Source organism: Pseudomonas sp. NFPP25 (genome assembly GCF_900116505.1).
Classification (GTDB): Bacteria; Pseudomonadota; Gammaproteobacteria; order Pseudomonadales; family Pseudomonadaceae; genus Aquipseudomonas; species Aquipseudomonas protegens.
This window is the reverse complement of sequence record NZ_FPBG01000008.1, coordinates 146688-162189: the sequence shown is the minus strand read 5'-3', so window position 1 is coordinate 162189 and position 15502 is coordinate 146688. Positions and strand designations below refer to the sequence as shown.

General features: G+C 60.1%; 16 protein-coding genes. 7 read left to right on the top strand and 9 right to left on the bottom strand.

Translation table 11 applies throughout. The annotated features are described in order from the left end of the window. The first annotated feature begins 117 nt into the window (after positions 1-117). Positions 118-549 carry a hypothetical protein gene (locus tag BM382_RS28245; RefSeq protein ID WP_072444774.1) on the top strand — a complete coding sequence of 144 codons (432 nt, stop codon included), beginning with the start codon at positions 118-120 and terminating at the stop codon, positions 547-549. Between the two features lie 220 nt (positions 550-769). On the opposite strand, the gene BM382_RS28240 is transcribed toward BM382_RS28245, so the two are convergent. Further along, positions 770-1126, bottom strand: coding sequence for a DUF6572 domain-containing protein (locus BM382_RS28240; protein WP_072444772.1), 357 nt, complete (start codon positions 1124-1126; stop codon positions 770-772). Positions 1127-1644: 518 nt separating this feature from the next. Here BM382_RS28240 and BM382_RS28235 point away from each other — a divergent pair. Beyond that, entirely contained in the window at positions 1645-3270 is a 1626-nt protein-coding gene (locus tag BM382_RS28235; protein WP_011060482.1) for a methyl-accepting chemotaxis protein, read from the top strand. A gap of 205 nt (positions 3271-3475) precedes the next feature. On the opposite strand, the gene arsH is transcribed toward BM382_RS28235, so the two are convergent. From arsH to BM382_RS28215, 4 genes are read right to left on the bottom strand one after another with little or no spacing between them, the layout of a single operon-like run. After that, positions 3476-4174: an arsenical resistance protein ArsH gene (gene arsH, locus BM382_RS28230; protein WP_011060483.1), complete on the bottom strand. Its 699-nt coding sequence runs from the start codon at positions 4172-4174 to the stop codon at positions 3476-3478. A 9-nt stretch (positions 4175-4183) separates the two neighbouring features. Further along, positions 4184-4654, bottom strand: coding sequence for an arsenate reductase ArsC (locus BM382_RS28225; protein WP_011060484.1), 471 nt, complete (start codon positions 4652-4654; stop codon positions 4184-4186). A 28-nt stretch (positions 4655-4682) separates the two neighbouring features. Then, positions 4683-5966, bottom strand: a complete 1284-nt coding sequence (locus BM382_RS28220) for an arsenic transporter (protein ID WP_072444770.1) — start codon at positions 5964-5966, stop codon at positions 4683-4685. 20 nt (positions 5967-5986) lie between these two features. Then, positions 5987-6334: a metalloregulator ArsR/SmtB family transcription factor gene (locus tag BM382_RS28215; protein WP_072444768.1), complete on the bottom strand. Its 348-nt coding sequence runs from the start codon at positions 6332-6334 to the stop codon at positions 5987-5989. A gap of 230 nt (positions 6335-6564) precedes the next feature. On the opposite strand from BM382_RS28215, the gene BM382_RS28210 reads away from it, so the two are divergent. Continuing rightward, positions 6565-7119 (top strand): hypothetical protein, encoded by a 555-nt coding sequence (locus tag BM382_RS28210; protein ID WP_072444766.1) that lies wholly within the window; start codon positions 6565-6567, stop codon positions 7117-7119. 244 nt (positions 7120-7363) lie between these two features. Here the strand turns inward: BM382_RS28210 and BM382_RS28205 are convergent, their stop codons facing one another. From BM382_RS28205 to BM382_RS28195, 3 genes are read right to left on the bottom strand one after another with little or no spacing between them, the layout of a single operon-like run. Beyond that, positions 7364-7795, bottom strand: a complete 432-nt coding sequence (locus tag BM382_RS28205; protein WP_011060488.1) for a carboxymuconolactone decarboxylase family protein — start codon at positions 7793-7795, stop codon at positions 7364-7366. 28 nt (positions 7796-7823) lie between these two features. Beyond that, on the bottom strand, positions 7824-8444 hold the full coding sequence (locus BM382_RS28200) for an FMN-dependent NADH-azoreductase (RefSeq protein WP_072444764.1): 621 nt from the start codon (positions 8442-8444) through the stop codon (positions 7824-7826). Continuing rightward, positions 8441-8887 (bottom strand): GNAT family N-acetyltransferase, encoded by a 447-nt coding sequence (locus BM382_RS28195; RefSeq protein ID WP_072444762.1) that lies wholly within the window; start codon positions 8885-8887, stop codon positions 8441-8443. Before BM382_RS28195 ends, BM382_RS28200 begins: the two co-directional genes overlap by 4 nt. Before the next feature lie 87 nt (positions 8888-8974). Between BM382_RS28195 and BM382_RS28190 the strand changes: the two genes are divergently transcribed. Beyond that, positions 8975-10378, top strand: coding sequence for a MocR-like pyridoxine biosynthesis transcription factor PdxR (locus BM382_RS28190; RefSeq protein ID WP_072444760.1), 1404 nt, complete (start codon positions 8975-8977; stop codon positions 10376-10378). Positions 10379-10784: 406 nt separating this feature from the next. Here the strand turns inward: BM382_RS28190 and BM382_RS28185 are convergent, their stop codons facing one another. Next, positions 10785-11360: a hypothetical protein gene (locus BM382_RS28185; protein WP_072444758.1), complete on the bottom strand. Its 576-nt coding sequence runs from the start codon at positions 11358-11360 to the stop codon at positions 10785-10787. Positions 11361-11898: 538 nt separating this feature from the next. Between BM382_RS28185 and BM382_RS28175 the strand changes: the two genes are divergently transcribed. Genes BM382_RS28175 through BM382_RS28165 form a run of 3 tightly spaced genes read left to right on the top strand, consistent with a single transcriptional unit; the run spans position 11899 to position 15441 of the window. Beyond that, entirely contained in the window at positions 11899-12417 is a 519-nt protein-coding gene (locus tag BM382_RS28175; RefSeq protein WP_072444756.1) for a sugar O-acetyltransferase, read from the top strand. 20 nt (positions 12418-12437) lie between these two features. Further along, positions 12438-13676, top strand: a complete 1239-nt coding sequence (locus BM382_RS28170; protein WP_019094712.1) for an aminotransferase class III-fold pyridoxal phosphate-dependent enzyme — start codon at positions 12438-12440, stop codon at positions 13674-13676. Continuing rightward, a complete protein-coding gene (locus BM382_RS28165; RefSeq protein ID WP_239690427.1) occupies positions 13654-15441 on the top strand; it encodes a 1-deoxy-D-xylulose-5-phosphate synthase N-terminal domain-containing protein in 1788 nt (595 codons plus the stop codon). Before BM382_RS28170 ends, BM382_RS28165 begins: the two co-directional genes overlap by 23 nt. The last annotated feature ends 61 nt before the right edge of the window (positions 15442-15502 follow it).

Below are 15502 nucleotides of genomic sequence, written 5' to 3'. Positions count from 1 at the left end.
CCCGGCGATTTTCCAACAACCGTTGCGTAATGGATAGTTGGCCATAGGATGTGCGCGTTGCCGATGATGATCGGGCCCCCATCGTCGTGATCCTTTACTCAGTTTCAAGGTTGCTGCATGAATCCGGATGACTTCAAGAAATTCAATATCGGCTCAATTGTTCGGGCCACTCAAAGCTCTGCTGCGCTCAAACACCAGCTCGGATTCCTGATCAGGGTTCTGGAGGAACTGGATATCCAGTTCTCCGACTGCGAGCAGGATCCTCTGCGCCTGGCGAAAGCCTATGTTGCCGGGGAAATTCCTGCTGAACGCTGCAAGGCGCAGGCTGCACTCTGGTGGGCAAAAATCGATGAGCAAGGGGCAATACGAGGGTTCAAGGATCGGGAGGTATTGAAGGCACGACTGGCCATTTGTCTGCTGTCGAATGATGAGGACGATATTTCCGTGTTGGGAGATAACCTCTCGTGGTTTCTTGAGGTGTTGGGTTTCTTGAATGTGGAACCGATGAAGCCAATTGAAATGATGAGAGAGTATTTCGAGTTCAAATAGAAGTTCATTCGCGCCCGGCTCGCTCTCGGTGCCCTGGCCGGCAGCCTGACGACAGCCAAGCCCCCATGCGTTTTGCTGGCTCCCCCCGTCACGCGGGCGGGGTGCTCGACGCGTTTTCCATGAGCCGCATGTGGATTTCATTGCGCTTGATCGGGCGCTGATCCTGCCTGCACAAGGTGTCCCTGCGCGCGGCTCAATCGGCGAGCGCGCAGGGGGCGAGCTACAGGCTGGGAGCCTCTTCCTTCACTTTCAGCTCGAAATCGAAGCCGATGCTCCGTTCATGGAGGATCTCGATAATGCGTTTGAAAAACCAATCGACTTGCTCGGGCAGTTCGTGCAAACCCAGTACCCGGATAATCAGGTGCTTGCCGCAGGCATCGGGAATTTCGCTGTAGATCTCTTCACTTTCGATGAAGGTGATGTAGGTGTTGATCTTCTCTTGCAGCAGGAGCAGGTGTTCGCTGTGTGCCGCTTCGTCACCCCATTCGAGGGGGTCGACCATGATCAACAGCAGGCTGTCGGGCGCGGATTTGGGGATGGCCCAGATATCGATGACTTTTGGATTGGTGATGGACATTGCTGATCCTTCAGAACGTGGGGGCGGCGGCATTATAGGCCGTAGCGATGGGTTTCTTCAGTGGGCAATCGGTGGTCGCGGTTCCGGCCCGTGGGCGAGGCCAGGGTGGGCTGCCGGGGCTTGCCCCGTTCAGGCGCAACCTGATCGAGCGGCGGCGTGCTCTTTTCAACAGCGGTCTGATCGACGGTAGTGACAAAACGCCACCATCTGCTATGGCTTGTTAGGCCCCCCGTGGATAGATGCCGGGCTCCAGGTGCCATTGCCCAGAAAAATCGAGACGGCGCGGGCCGCGTTATTCGACTTAACTGATGCTCACCCGCCAAGGGGGACATGGGCGCAGGAGGACCGAGTGGGGCCTGCGTCCCGACAGGCCTGGATTGACCCGAGTGAGTATCGACGTTGCCGTGCCGGGTGGGCCGCTAACCCAGTCGTCGGCTTGTTTGCAGCTCTCTGACACTCAGTCGATAGCGTGGAATGACAGCAGGGAAGTACCGACCATTCTATTAGAGAGATAAAAAATGAACGTCAGGACAATGAATCTTGCTCCAAGGTCTGCCGCCTTTTTCTCGCTCATTGTCCTGGTGGTGTTCGCCCTGGGCATTGTCGCCGTGCTGCAAATGGGCAAGCTGCGAGACGCGGAGCAGGATGTCGAGACCAACTGGATGACCAGCATCCGCGAGATCGGCAAGATGAAGACCAGCGTCTTGCGCCTGCGTCTGGAAAGCATCCGCATCACCGTGACCACCGACGAACAGCAGCGCCAGACCCGCATCGCCTCGTTGAGCGGTTATCGATCCAACCTGCAGAACACCATCAACCAGTACGAACCCCTGATCACCGGGCCGGCGGAGCGTGAGCTGTACCAGGCTGTAGCGACCGATGTGCAGGCCTACTTCAAACTGGTGGACGAGCTGGAGCCGCTGCTGCGCAGTGGCGACAACGCCGCGGCCATCACCCTGATCAACACCCGCATCAGCCCCATGACCAACGCCATGCAGGAGAAGATGGACAAACTCTCGGACTTCAACGACGAGGGCGCCAGGCAGGCGGGGATCACTGCCGAGTCGGTTTACAGCAGTGGCCTGACGCTGGTGCTGGTGTTGATGGGGGTGACGGTGGTGCTCACCGTGGTGTTGGCGGCGGTGCTGACCCGCAGCATCACCGCGCCCATCAGCGACGCCCTGGCCGTGGCCGAACGTATTGCCGGCAGCGACCTGTCCCGGGAGATCGGCGTCAGTGGCCGCGATGAAGCCGGCCGCCTGCTGGCCGCCCTGGCGCAGATGCAGACCAACCTGCGGGAAACCATCGCCCACATCGCCGATTCCTCCACCCAACTGGCCTCGGCCTCGGAAGAAATGACCGCAGTGACCGAAGACGCCAGCCGCGGGCTGGTGCGCCAGAACGACGAAGTCAGCCAGGCGGCCACCGCAGTGACCGAAATGAGCGCCGCGGTGGACGAGGTGGCCCGCAACGCCGAAGCCGCCGCCCAGTCGTCCCGCGAGTCCATGGAGTTCACCCGCTCCGGCATCGAGAACGTGGCCCAGACCCTCAAGGCCATCGAAGGCCTGGCCGGCAACGTGGCCAGCACTGGCGAGCAGGTCAAGGCGCTGTCCAGCCGCGCCCAGGACATCAGCAAAGTGGTGGAAGTGATTCGCGCCATTGCCGAACAGACCAACCTGCTGGCCCTCAACGCTGCCATCGAAGCCGCCCGCGCCGGCGAGCAGGGCCGCGGCTTTGCGGTGGTGGCCGATGAAGTGCGGGCCCTGGCCCACCGCACCCAGCAGTCGACCCAGGAAATCGAACAGATGATCAGCGCGATCCAGGCCGACTCGACCCACGCGGTGAGCGCCATGAACGTCAGCGCCGAGATGGCCAGCAGCTCGATCTCCGTGGCGCAGAACGCCGACCTGTCCCTCAAGCAGATCGCCCAGGCGATTACCCAGATCAACGAACGCAACCTGCTGATTGCCACCGCCTCGGAAGAACAGGCCCAGGTGGCGCGTGAGGCGGACCAGAACCTGACCAGCATTCGCGAGCTGTCGATCCAGAGCTCGGCGGGGGCCAGCCAGACGGCCAGCGCCTGCGGGGAGATGGCCAATCTGGCGATCGAGTTGAACCGGCTGGTGGCACGGTTCAAGGTTTGAGCGCGGTTTTTTGCCCTGCGGTGGTCTGGTTCCTCCGTAGGCGCTGGCTTGCCAGCGAAGCTCGCCAACGATGATGCGCAATCAGCGAATCAATGCGGCGCCAGCGAGTGTTTTGCAAGCCAGCGTGCGCCTGCCCAAACCCATTCTTGAAATCCGGGTTCACAGGCTTTTGTCGGCGCAGGCTGCAAATGGGCTGTTGCGCCCCTCAGATTGAACGCTGGTTGACCCGGGCCATCAATTGCTCGGCGCTTTCCTTGCGCTCGGAATAACGGTCCACCAGAAACGCCTGCCGGTCGCGCAGCAGCACGGTGAACTTCACCAGCTCTTCCATCACATCCACCACCCGGTCGTAGAACGGCGAAGGCTTCATCCGCCCGGCGTCGTCGAACTCCATGTAGGCCTTGGGCACCGAGGATTGGTTGGGGATGGTGAACATGCGCATCCAGCGCCCGAGCACGCGCAACTGGTTGACCACGTTGAACGACTGGGAGCCGCCGCAGACCTGCATCACTGCCAGGGTTTTGCCCTGGGTCGGACGCACCGCGCCGAGCTCCAGCGGAACCCAGTCGATCTGTGCCTTGAACACCGCCGACATCGCCCCGTGGCGTTCTGGCGAACACCAGACCTGGCCTTCTGACCACAACACCAGCTCCCGCAGTTCCTGGACCTTGGGATGTTCCACCGGGGCATCGTCGGGCAAGGGCAAGCCGGAGGGGTTGTAGATCCGCGTCTGGGCACCGAAATGCTCCAGCAGGCGCGCGGCTTCTTCGACCAGCAGCCGGCTGAAGGAGCGCTCGCGGGTGGAACCGTAGAGCAACAGGATGCGCGGCTTGTGCTCGTCTGGCGTCGAAGTGGGTGCGCCATCGAACAGGCGCAAATCCAGGTTAGGCAGGTGCTCGGACATGGGGCCTCCTTAAAGCGTGCCGATGCGATCGAGCTCGGTCTTGAGCTGATCGCGGCTGAGGTGGTTGAAGGGCAGTGCGAAGAAGGCTGCGCAGCGCTGTTCGATCTGCGCCAGGGTGGCGCGGAACGCGGCGTCGATCGCTGCCTCTTCACCGCGCACATCGGACGGGTCCGCCAGCCCCCAATGGGCCTTGAGCGCCGGGCCGAAATACACGGGGCAGCTTTCACCGGCCGCCTTGTCGCAGACGGTGATCACAATATCCGGCGGGTTGTCGGCGAAGGCGTCATTGCCCTTGCTGTACAGGCCGTCGGTGGCGATGCCGGCCTGCTGCAAGGTCGACAGGCTACGTGGCAGCACCTGGCCCTTGGGGAAGCTGCCGGCGCTGACCGCCGCAAACCCCTCGGGCGCCAGATGGTTGAACAGGGCTTCGGAAAGAATGCTGCGGCAACTGTTGGCCGTGCACATGAACAGGACTCGCATGGGGGGCTCCTGCCGCTTTGGGCGGCTGTCAGAGGCTCAGGCGCAGGGCCAGGGCCGAAAGGGTGACCAGCAGAACCGGGAGGGTCAGCAGCACGCCGACCTTGAAGTAATACCCCCAGGTGATGCGCAGGCCCTTGCGCTCCAGCACGTGCAGCCAGAGCAACGTGGCGAGGCTGCCGATGGGGGTGATTTTCGGGCCCAGGTCGCAGCCGATGACGTTGGCGTAGATCATCGCCTCGCGCACCAGCCCCTGTGCCTCGCTGGCCTGTATCGACAGCGCGCCGATCAGCACGCTGGGCATGTTGTTCATCACCGAGGACAGCAGCGCCGACAACAGGCCCGTGCCCAGGGTGGCGCTCCACAGCCCCTGTTCGGCCAGGCGGTTCAGCACCTGGGCCAGCAGGTCCGTCAGGCCGGCATTCTTCAGGCCGTACACCACCAGGTACATGCCCAGCGAGAACATCACGATCTGCCACGGCGCCTCGCGCAGCACCCGGCGCGTGGAGATCCGGTGGCCCTTGGCGGCGACGGCAAACAGCAGCGCGGCACAGGCCGCCGCCACGGCGCTGATGGGAATACCCAGGGGCTCCAGGGCGAACAGCCCGACCAGCAGCATCAGCAGGGTCCAGCCCCCGACCCTGAAGGTGGCCCGGTCACGGATCGCCGTGCAAGGTTGCGGCAGCGCATCCAGGGCGTAGCGGTGCGGCAGGTCCTTGCGGAAATAGAGGAACAGCACCAGCAAGGTCATGGCGACACTGGCCAGGCTCACCGGCAGCATCACCGCCGCGTACTCGGCGAACCCCAGCCGGAAGTAGTCGGCGGACACGATATTCACCAGGTTGGACACCACCAGCGGCAGGCTCGCGGTGTCGGCAATGAAGCCCGCGGCCATGACGAAGGCCAGGGTCGCCCCGGGGCTGAAACGCAGCGCCAGCAGCATCGACATGACGATGGGCGTGAGGATCAGCGCTGCGCCGTCATTGGCAAACAGCGCCGACACCGCCGCCCCCAGCAGCACGCAGAAGGCGAACAGCCGATGGCCGCTGCCCCTGGCCCAGCGCGCCACATGCAGGGCGGCCCATTCGAAGAACCCGGCCTCGTCCAGAAGCAGACTGATGATGATCACCGCGATGAAAGTCGCGGTGGCGTTCCAGACAATGGCCCACACCGTGGGAATGTCCTGCAGCGATACCGCGCCCACCGCCAGCGCGATGATTGCGCCGAGCGTGGCGCTCCAACCGACGCCGAGGCCCTTGGGCTGCCAGATGACGAGAATCAGGGTGAAGAGAAAAACAGCCACAGCGACAAACATGCAGGTTCACTCGATAGGGGTCAGCAGCAAGCGGCTTCGCGAACGGGGCGGCCATCCATGTTCTGCAGGCGCGCGGCGTTGTCCTTGAGCCAAGCGGCGTTGGCCTTGGCCGTCACATGCAGAATCTCCCGGACCCAACCCGGCGACTCGGGGTTGAGGCGGTAATACACCCATTGGCCCTGGCGGCGATCGAGCAGCAAGCCACTGCTGCGCAGTTGCGCCAGGTGGCGGCTGATTTTTGGCTGGCTGTCGTCGAGTGCACACATCAGCTCGCAGACACACAGCTCCCCCTGATCGGCGATCAGCAGGGTGGCGCGCACACGGGTTTCGTCGGCCAGGCTTTTGAAGACTTCGGGAGGCGTGATCATGCTCACTCCTTATATATGGAAAATCGAATATACGAATATCCATATGTATTGGGCAAGCCAAAATTTTTCGAGACGTAGGCTTATTGCGGGGAGCGGCCAGAGGAGCGTGGCTTTTCATGGACGTTGCACGGCCGCCCATTGCACTATTGCGCCGGCCTTTCAGCCACCCATCACCCTCCCGTCGAAGACAGAACCCTCGACGACCCCTTGCCAAGGAAGTCATCAGACCCATGACCGTCAGCGAACTGCTTGCCGCCATTCGTAAACCCTATGTCGAAACCCTGGCGCGTATCGCCGCAGAAGGGGCCGCGCATGTCGAGCCCGCTTACCGCAACAGCGATGGTTCGCTGGCGGTTGAAGGGGCCATGGCCACGCCTTGCCGGGTGGATGTGATTGCGGCCGAGGGCGCTTCGGCCGGCGAGCCGGTGCAGGTCGACTCCGAAACCGAGCTGGGCTTTGAGCCTGTGCGCTTTGCGATCGAGCAGATGGCGGTGGTGATCTCGCCCTTTGGCTGGGACTGGTTGCCCCTGGAGGTGCGGGGCTTGAGCCTGGAACAGGCCTCTGAGGTTATTCGGGTGTGGTTCTTTGAGTGGTTCGATGGCGAAGACGAGAATTCGCCAACCGAAGAAGGGCTGCAAGGGGTGCTGCACTTTGTGTCGGACCCGGAGGCCACGGAGGAGGGGTACAGGGTCAAGATTGACCTCGGCTCGGCGCCCGAAGAAGCGCTGGAAGCGCTGCTGTTTGCATTGGCCGATGCCGGCGCCAGCGGAGCTTTTCTCGCGTAGAGCAGGGGGAGGCAAAACGGCGACCCCGAACCGACCTGATATCGCTTCCCCTGTAGGAGCTGGCTTGCCAGCGAAGCTCGCCAACGAAGACGCGGAGCCACCTTCTTACCGCGTGCACCTGGGGGCGGGTGGCGGCCAACCCGGCATCCTGCCGGGTTGGCCACGGCTCAATGCCTGCCTTCGACCCTCCTGTGCGCAGGGGCAGGAAGATCAACAGCCAACACCGCCAACGATAGCCTCGCTCTCAGAGCTTCATGCCCACCGCCAGTCGGTTGAAGGCATTCATCAAGGACACGGCCAAGGTCAGGTCGGAAATTTCAACGTCGCTAAAGTGCGCTTTCAGCGGTTCGTACAGCTCGTCCGGCGCGCCCTTGTCGTGGACGTAGGTGAGGGTTTCGGTCCAGGCCAGCGCGGCGCGCTCGCGTTCGCTGAACAGTTCGCTGACGCGCCAGCCGGCCAGGCAATCCAGCTTGTCTTGCGCCACCCCACACTCGCGCAGGGTCTGTGAGTGCTTGCCCAGGCAGAACGAGCAGCCGTTGATCTGCGACACGCGCAAAAACACCAGTTCCACCAGGGGCAAGCCCAGGGGGCTTGCGACCAGCGCGGTGTTGGTGGCGAGCAGGCCTTGATAGGCGGCTGGCGACAGGGTGGCAAAGGGCAGTCTGAGTTGGCTCATGGTGAAACTCCGATAGGGAAAAAAGTGATCAGGCACAAACGAGCGGGTTGAACAGGGGCTGCAAGGACAGTGCGCTGCGGGCCTCGTCGAGGGTTGCACGCACGGCCTCGTCACCGAACACCAACCCTTGCAGATAAGTGAACTGCAGGTCGAACAGGCCGAGGGTGTTCAGCACCTGGCGCAGGTAAGGCGTCAGAAAATCCGGTTGGCGTGCCCGTTCGCCCTGGTGAAAGCCGCCGGAACTGACCAGCACATGCACCGGGCGGTCCTTGAGCAGGCCGACCTTGCCCTCCGGGCCGGAGCTGAAGGTGCGGTGAATGCGCAGCACGTAGTCGATCCACAGCTTGAGCGCGGCCGGCAGGGTGAAGTTGTGCATGGGCGTGGCAATGAGCAGGGCATCGCTGCGCTCCAACTCGCCGATCAGCTCCTCGGACACCTCGAACAGTGGCGCGTCGAAGGGCGTGGGGGTGGTCAGGGCGTGGGCGTAGTCCATGCCCAGGGGGGGCAACGGATTGGCCCCCAGATCGCGCTCGACCAGTTCCAGGTGCGGATAGCGTTGGCGCAGGGAACTCACCAGTTCCAGTGCCAACTGGTTGCCATGGGAAACCTGCCCACGGGGGCTGGCGTTGATCAGCAGCAGGTTGTTCATGCCGGCTCCCCACCTTGAAGTCGTTGAGTGAAATGCATGCCCCGGGCCAGCAGCCCCTGGCGGAAATAGAAGCGCTGGGCCAGGGGCATATGCAGGCCGGTATCCAGGACAAAGTGATCGCATTGACGCTGCACGGCCTCCTCCCGCACGGCGCTCAACAGCCGCGCACCCAAGCCGCTGCGCTGAAGGTCCGGGCTCACGACCAGGTCATCGACGTAGATGAAGCGCCCGTAGAGCAGGTTTTCCAGCTCGCGGTAGCCCGCCAGGCCGACGATGCGCTCAGCGTCCCACGCGGCGAGCAAGCGATAGCCTTGCTCGGTTTGCCGGGCCCATTGGGCGACATAGGCCGCCGGGCTGGTGAGGTGGGGGCGCAAGACACGCATCAAGTCGAAACTGGCCGCCAGGGCCGCTTCGCTTTCGAGGTGTTGGAGGGTGTAGGGCATGTCCGTCATCCGCTGCAAAGAGATGACCCACTTTAGAAGGTCAATGGCTTAAGCTACAGGGCCAAAAAATGCATAAATGACTAGGCCATGATCCTTCCTTTCGAATTGGACCGCAGCCAGACGGCGCCGATCTATCGCCAGCTTTACCAGCGGTTTCGCGAGTCTATCGCCGATGGCCGCCTGCGTCCCGGAGACCGAGTGCCGGCGGTTCGCGCCTTGGCGGCGGAACTCAACCTGGCGCGGGGCACCGTGGAAGCGGCCTACCAGCTGCTGATAGGCGAGGGCTACCTGACTGCTCGCGGGGCCGCCGGGACCATTGTCACACCGCAACTGGCACCGGTTTCGGCGCCCACGCAGCGCGCCCCAGTGGCCCCCACGACCTACCAGGCCACCCATGCCGGCACCTCGCCCCTGGCCCTGCAAATGGGCCTGCCAGCGCTGGACGCCTTTCCGCGCAAGCTCTGGACCCGCCTGGCGGGCCGGCAACTGCGCCAGGCGGGCGTCGAAGGCCTGGTCTACCCGGACGCGCGCGGCTACGCCCCGTTGCGTGCGGCCATTGCCTCCTACCTGGGGATTTCCCGGGGCATCAGCTGCCACCCGGAGCAGATTTTCGTCTGCGCCGGCTACCGCGCCTGCCTCGACCTGATCAGTCATACGTTGATGCGCCCTGGCGAAACCTGCTGGCTGGAGGAGCCCGGCTACTTCATGGCCAGGAGCGCGCTGCTGGAAGCCGGTGCGCAACTGGTGCCGGTGCCCGTGGACGATCAGGGCCTGGACGTCGCCCAAGGCATCGCCCGCGCCCCGGAGGCCGGCTTTGCCGTGGTCACCCCGACCCACCAGAGCCCGCTGGGGGTGTCGCTGTCCCTGCCGCGGCGCCTGGCCCTGCTGGACTGGGCCAACCGACAGGGCAGCTGGATCATCGAGGACGACTACGACAGCGAATACCGCTACCAGGGCAAGCCCTTGCCGGCCCTCAAGAGCCTCGACCAGCAAGGCCGCGTGCTCTACACCGGCACCTTCAGCAAAGTCCTGTTTCCAGGCCTGCGCCTGGCCTACCTGGTGGTGCCCGCCGAACAGACCCCAGCGTTCGCCCGCCAGGCGGATCGTTTGCACAACCACTGCCCGCACCTGCTGCAGGCGACCGTCGCGGCCTTTCTCAACGAGGGGCACTTTGCCCGGCACCTGAACAAAATGCGGGGCCTGTATGCGCGTCGGCGGCAGTGGCTGGTGGAGGCGTTGCACCAGCAGGTGGGTGGGCGTTTGCAGATAGATCCGCAGGCGGGGGGCATGCATGTGGTGGCTGGGCTGGGGGAGGGGGACGATGTGCAGATTGCCCGGCGGGCTCGGGGGGAGGGGATTGCGGTGGAGCCGTTGTCGCAGTGGTATCTGGGGGATGGAGTTAGGCAGGGGTTGGTGATGGGGTTTACCAATGTGGTCAGTGCGGAGCAGGCGGTGAGTGTGGCGGTGCGGTTGGGGCGGGTTGTTGGGTGAAAGGGAGGCAACTGGCGATTTCGCAGCGAGCCCTGTAGGAGCTGGCTTGCCAGCGAAGCTCGCCAACGATGACGCGCAGGCACCTTCTTTCCGCGTGGGCTTGGGGACGGGTGGTGTACATATCCGTTGCTGCGGTCACGGCCGCTTAGAGTTCCGCTCTTACAGCGGGTCACTTTTGAAAATCCGCAATATCGGCCAATCCAAAGTAACCAAAGGCCTCCTGCCCCCGCATCCAGCCCCTCGCCTAGGCTCGGTGTTCCCTCACTCCGGCATTGCTCCGGGGGCACGCCGCCACAGGCCGTCCCTGGCCTGATGGCGGCTAGCTCGGCATTCATGCCGAGCTGCCCCTGCTCAGGGCTAAGGCGGCGTACGTGCGTCGGTCGGTATTTTCAAGCCGGACCCCGATTCAACGTTGCCAGCAGGCCGTGAAACGCTTGCACACCTCAAAGCGCTGATCCAGATCGGCCATGCGTGCCTGATGTGCGCTCAGTGTTTCCTTCAGCAGTGCTTGCTGGGTTCGGTAGTAGTACTCGAGCATTTCATTATTGGTCGACATTGCCTTGCTACGGTCGGCCGCTTCGCTATCGGGCAGCAGTTCCTTGATCGCAGGGGTGCCGAGCAGACCCAGACGGTTGCTGTAGTAATCCTTGTACAACTGCAATGAACGGGCCTTGGTGCCCCTCATCTCATTGGCGAACTGCTCCAGGTTCTGCTGATACTCAGTCCAATAGGCATCGGGCAGGCTGAAGGCGAGGCGCTGTTTGCGTCGCGCTATGGATTTGTCGAGCAGTGTTTTTTGAGCCGAAGGGGAATCCTCTGCGTCGGGCTTCATTTTCGCGATGACACTCGCGTCGACGATCTGCGCGATCAGCGCTGCACGCTCCGCTGACTGCGGTTGTGCTTCGGTGAGCTTGGGGAAAATAGGGTTGTGGCCGACGCAGGCGGGCAGGCCTTTGTTAGTCAGCACGATCGGCGAGCGCACAGTCTTGCCATCGATCTGGCGCAGAAGGCTAAGGGTGACCTGGCAAGTGCGACCTACTTGGCGGAAGTCCGCTTCGTATCCACTTGCGCAGCGTCATCGCGGCGAGGATCAAGAGGTGCTGGCCAAGCGTCATGCGCTGTAGCAGCAAGTCTTTTATCAACCTCCGCATCGCTGGTCAGGTGCGACGCGTAATTGGCAGCCCATCGGCGCCGTCACACTCAATCCAGAACGAAAGTAACAGGCCCCGAAAACAGTGACATAACAATACGACTGACGTAATAACAAATTTGCAAAGAGCTGGTGTCGAGTGTAGAAGGTGGAAAAACTTCAGGAAGTGCCGAAGTATATTTAAAAAATAAATAGTAGATGGAGATGATGATGGCTGAAGGGAATCAGGCTATTGGGGAAGTGTGGGTGTTAGTTGGTGGTGGTGGTAGTGGCAGGCGCGAAACTAATGATCGTCTTGTTTTCCCCCGTTTACTTGCCGATCAGCACGGCATGAGTGCTCTATGTTACGCCCGTGTGTGCAGGGTGGCGTATGCGTGAGTTCATGACATTCGATGCAGCGGAACCTGCTTTAGTTGCCCGTAGGCGTACCGCCCGTGCTTTGTGTTCCTCCATCAGCAATAACCCTGAAGGTCGGGAGGCGCTTTATAAACTCCTGTTCGGATCAGTGGGTGAGGGGTTTGAACAGTGGGGCAATTTATTTTGTGAGTTTGGTTCGAACATAAACATTGGTGACGGTGTTTTTATTAACGCCAATGGGGTGTTTCTCGATGCGTTTGAAATAAACATCGGGAACCGTGTGTTTATCGGGCCTCATGTCGGTATTTATACCTCTAACCATGCCAAGGATCTTGAGCAGCGACGTCGTTATATAGAATCGGGTGCACCTGTAGTCATTGAAGATGATGTATGGATTGGCGGCGGCGCAACAATCTTGCCGGGCGTCACAGTGGGTAAGGGGTCAATTATCGGTGCAGGTGCTGTCGTGGCAAAGTCGGTTCCGCCACACAGCAAAGTGCTGGGCGCTGGTTCTCAGGTTTATCCGATCTAATCAATAGAGGGCATAAAGGGATGTTTGTCTATCAGTCACGCGTGAAAGACCAAATTGTTGGCTCTGTTAAAGATGTCAGTGTTCATGCAGAGGGTGGCATCTACACGGATGCGATTTCGGGCATGTTTAACGTACCGTTCGGGTATTCCTGCGACCCCATCAAGCAGCATATTTCCAAAACGTTGACGGATCTGCCTTTCCACCCCAAGGATCATTTCTATTCGTCCGAGCTGTTTGAAACTTCAGAACTGCTGCTCAAACGCGCCAAGATGGAAGATGGCGGCTTGCTGTATGTCAACAGCGGCTCGGAAGCCATCGAGTCGTCGATTGCCATGGCCTTGGAATATCACCAGCGCAAAGGCAATACGTTCAAAAAGAAAGTGATCTGCCGCAAGCACTCCTATCACGGCGCCACCTTGGGGGCCCATAGTATTACCGGCAGGAACGATTTCAAGGACCTGCGTTGCAGCGGTTACGACACTATTCGGATCAACCCGCCATTCCCTGTCGTTCACGAAGGTCAGGCGTTGGAAATGCACAGCGTGGCGGATGTGGAGAATATTATTCTTCATTATGGTGCGGAGCAGATCGCTTGCATTATTTTCGAGCCGGTCAACCATTTGAAAGGGATGCGGCAAACTCCCCGCGAGTACCTGATCGGTATTCGTGAACTCTGTGACCGTTACGATATTGTGATGATTACCGATGAAATCGTGACCGGCGCCTCTCGAACCGGAGAGTTCTTGAATACCCATCAGTTTGGGGTTTCTGCCGATATCGTCGCGCTCGGGAAAGGCATCAGCGGTGGTTATTACCCGGCATCCGCTATGGCGACATCCCATAAAATCGCCTCGGTGTTTGACAAGCCAGAGCCGTGGATCCCGTTTTCCTATTCGCATACCTATGCAAGCAACCCGGTTTCGATCGCGGCCATCAATGCGTCGATGCGCGTGCTGGAACAGATAGAGGCCGCAGGGCAGCTACAAAAACTCATTACAAAGACTCAGGCGTTGTGTCAGGAAATCGCCGGGAATGAGCGGATCGCCCGAATTGAATCCCACGGCTTGCTGATTGGCATAACCCTGGACTCAAGCCTTGGGGAGCAGGCAGGCAAGAAATTGGGTGGGCTGTGCTTTGAAAGGAAGTTGATTATCCGAGGTGAGGAAGATTGGGCTTGCCTGGCGCCCGCCTACATCATGTCAGAAGAAACGCTAAGTGACGTGTTCGAGGTGTTGAATGAATCAATTAGTCAGTTATGACCTCGAGCCAGTTGCCAGCCTGTTGACGCCGTTATATGGCATTCGTCAAAGCGTGCATAAACGGAAGGCGTACCTGACGGCCGATGAGTATGTGCGTGCCAATGAGGAAATTGAAGTCGGTATTGCCGAGTCGTCGAAGTGCCAGACGATCAACGAACTGTCGGTAGCCATCGCCAGACAATTTACGCCCTTCTATTCAGACGTAAGGGTCTGCCTGGAGCGGATTCATGAAATTGCCGGTTACGGAACCCTGGCATCTTGCCTGTCGTCACTGAACATTGCCGAAGCACTGTTTGCATTGGAGTTCTGCAATGCGGCAGGGGTGGCCAATCAGGATCTGGTGATTGGCAGGGGGCATATTGCGCCATTGTTTTATGCTTATCGTCATGTGCTCAACGGTATGCCTTTGGCTTTTTTGGCTGCGGTTCACGACAAGATTCCGGCTGTTGTCAATAAACACTACGGTTTTGCCTACAGCATGCGGCATAGCCTGGGCGAGGGAGTGGGCATTGCGTTGGGGCGAGCGAATACCAATCGTGATGCACGTGTTATCTGTGTGGCGGGTGACGGTGAGTTGAACGAAGGGGTGTCTTTCGAGGCGATTCGCCTGATTGGCGAACTTGAGGTCAAGAACCTGACGTTGATAGTGGACAACAATGGCAGAGGGATTGACCCACTTCCCGGGAAGTTGAAGCCGGAGTATTTGGCCGCCTACTTTTCTGATGTTTATGAAGTGGATGGACACGACACCCAGGCGATCAGTGAACACGTCCGCCAGGCAGAGAAGGACCATCGCTCGGCCGCGATCATCTGTCATACCGAAAAAGGCGTTCACTCCTTCAAACGTGCCAGCCATCAGAGTTTGATGACGTCAACGGACGATCAGCAGAAGAATGATCTGAGGAAAGCTTCCAGTTGCAGTCGAACGGCCGACATTATCGAAGAAGTTCGGTCAGGGGCACCTGCCCATGTATTCACTGCGGATCTGGCCGCTCGGTTTGGCCTTAAGTCATTGTCCGGTTATTGCAACACCGGCCTGGCCGAGTCAGCGTTGCTGACCTGCGCGATGGGGTGCCCGGATGATGAACTGAAGTTTGTCCTGACCGATGACAAGTATTACCTCAACGCGATAGATGTACTGCACTCTGCTTTGATTGCCTGTCGTAATTTGCATGTCATTGGCGCTCGGAAGAACGGTGTGTGGGGCGGAGCTACATACGCCTCAACCGTATTCAGCTTGCTGACGGAAGAAACCGTATACGAACTGACAGACCCTCTCGATCTGTTGGCCTGTATTCATCGCCAGAAAGCGCTGGGTGGAAACGGCCTGTACTTAATGTACGACCAGCCCATGGAAAGAGTGTGTGCCCTGAGAGAGAAGTACCGGAAGCTGTCTGAAGATATCTATATTTTTCAGCCCGAGTTTGCCGCCGGTTCATTGATAGTGTCATCGGAGTCGATGGCGTACGAAGCCTTTCAGGTCGCCACGACAAAAAGATGCACGCATATTCGGTTCCTGTCCGTTCGGCCGGATCTTGAGCTGGTTAAAGAGATGCTGAGCCAATGTGCCGAAATTATTGTCGTAGAACATAACAGTGGTCGCTTCAACCTGGCTGAATACATTGAGTCCAGGTTGCTGGTTCGAGTTCGCAAGGTCTTCGGTGATGCCTATGAGTGGCCAACAATCGAGACTTTCCAGGCAAATGTTGCATCTCGAGCACTGGATGCATTGTTGGCTGATCCGCCGTACGCATTAGTTAATTAGACTTCACACGTTTAAATGCAGTTTCAACTATTTATTGGTTTTCTGAGCCCTGTATAGGGTT

Coding starts and splice junctions, on each gene's coding strand:
- BM382_RS28245 (WP_072444774.1), top strand. CDS start 118: ATGAATCCGGATGACTTCAAGAAATTCAATATCGGCTCAATTGTTCGG.
- BM382_RS28240 (WP_072444772.1), bottom strand. CDS start 1,126: ATGTCCATCACCAATCCAAAAGTCATCGATATCTGGGCCATCCCCAAA.
- BM382_RS28235 (WP_011060482.1), top strand. CDS start 1,645: ATGAACGTCAGGACAATGAATCTTGCTCCAAGGTCTGCCGCCTTTTTC.
- arsH (WP_011060483.1), bottom strand. CDS start 4,174: ATGTCCGAGCACCTGCCTAACCTGGATTTGCGCCTGTTCGATGGCGCA.
- BM382_RS28225 (WP_011060484.1), bottom strand. CDS start 4,654: ATGCGAGTCCTGTTCATGTGCACGGCCAACAGTTGCCGCAGCATTCTT.
- BM382_RS28220 (WP_072444770.1), bottom strand. CDS start 5,966: ATGTTTGTCGCTGTGGCTGTTTTTCTCTTCACCCTGATTCTCGTCATC.
- BM382_RS28215 (WP_072444768.1), bottom strand. CDS start 6,334: ATGATCACGCCTCCCGAAGTCTTCAAAAGCCTGGCCGACGAAACCCGT.
- BM382_RS28210 (WP_072444766.1), top strand. CDS start 6,565: ATGACCGTCAGCGAACTGCTTGCCGCCATTCGTAAACCCTATGTCGAA.
- BM382_RS28205 (WP_011060488.1), bottom strand. CDS start 7,795: ATGAGCCAACTCAGACTGCCCTTTGCCACCCTGTCGCCAGCCGCCTAT.
- BM382_RS28200 (WP_072444764.1), bottom strand. CDS start 8,444: ATGAACAACCTGCTGCTGATCAACGCCAGCCCCCGTGGGCAGGTTTCC.
- BM382_RS28195 (WP_072444762.1), bottom strand. CDS start 8,887: ATGCCCTACACCCTCCAACACCTCGAAAGCGAAGCGGCCCTGGCGGCC.
- BM382_RS28190 (WP_072444760.1), top strand. CDS start 8,975: ATGATCCTTCCTTTCGAATTGGACCGCAGCCAGACGGCGCCGATCTAT.
- BM382_RS28175 (WP_072444756.1), top strand. CDS start 11,899: ATGCGTGAGTTCATGACATTCGATGCAGCGGAACCTGCTTTAGTTGCC.
- BM382_RS28170 (WP_019094712.1), top strand. CDS start 12,438: ATGTTTGTCTATCAGTCACGCGTGAAAGACCAAATTGTTGGCTCTGTT.
- BM382_RS28165 (WP_239690427.1), top strand. CDS start 13,654: ATGAATCAATTAGTCAGTTATGACCTCGAGCCAGTTGCCAGCCTGTTG.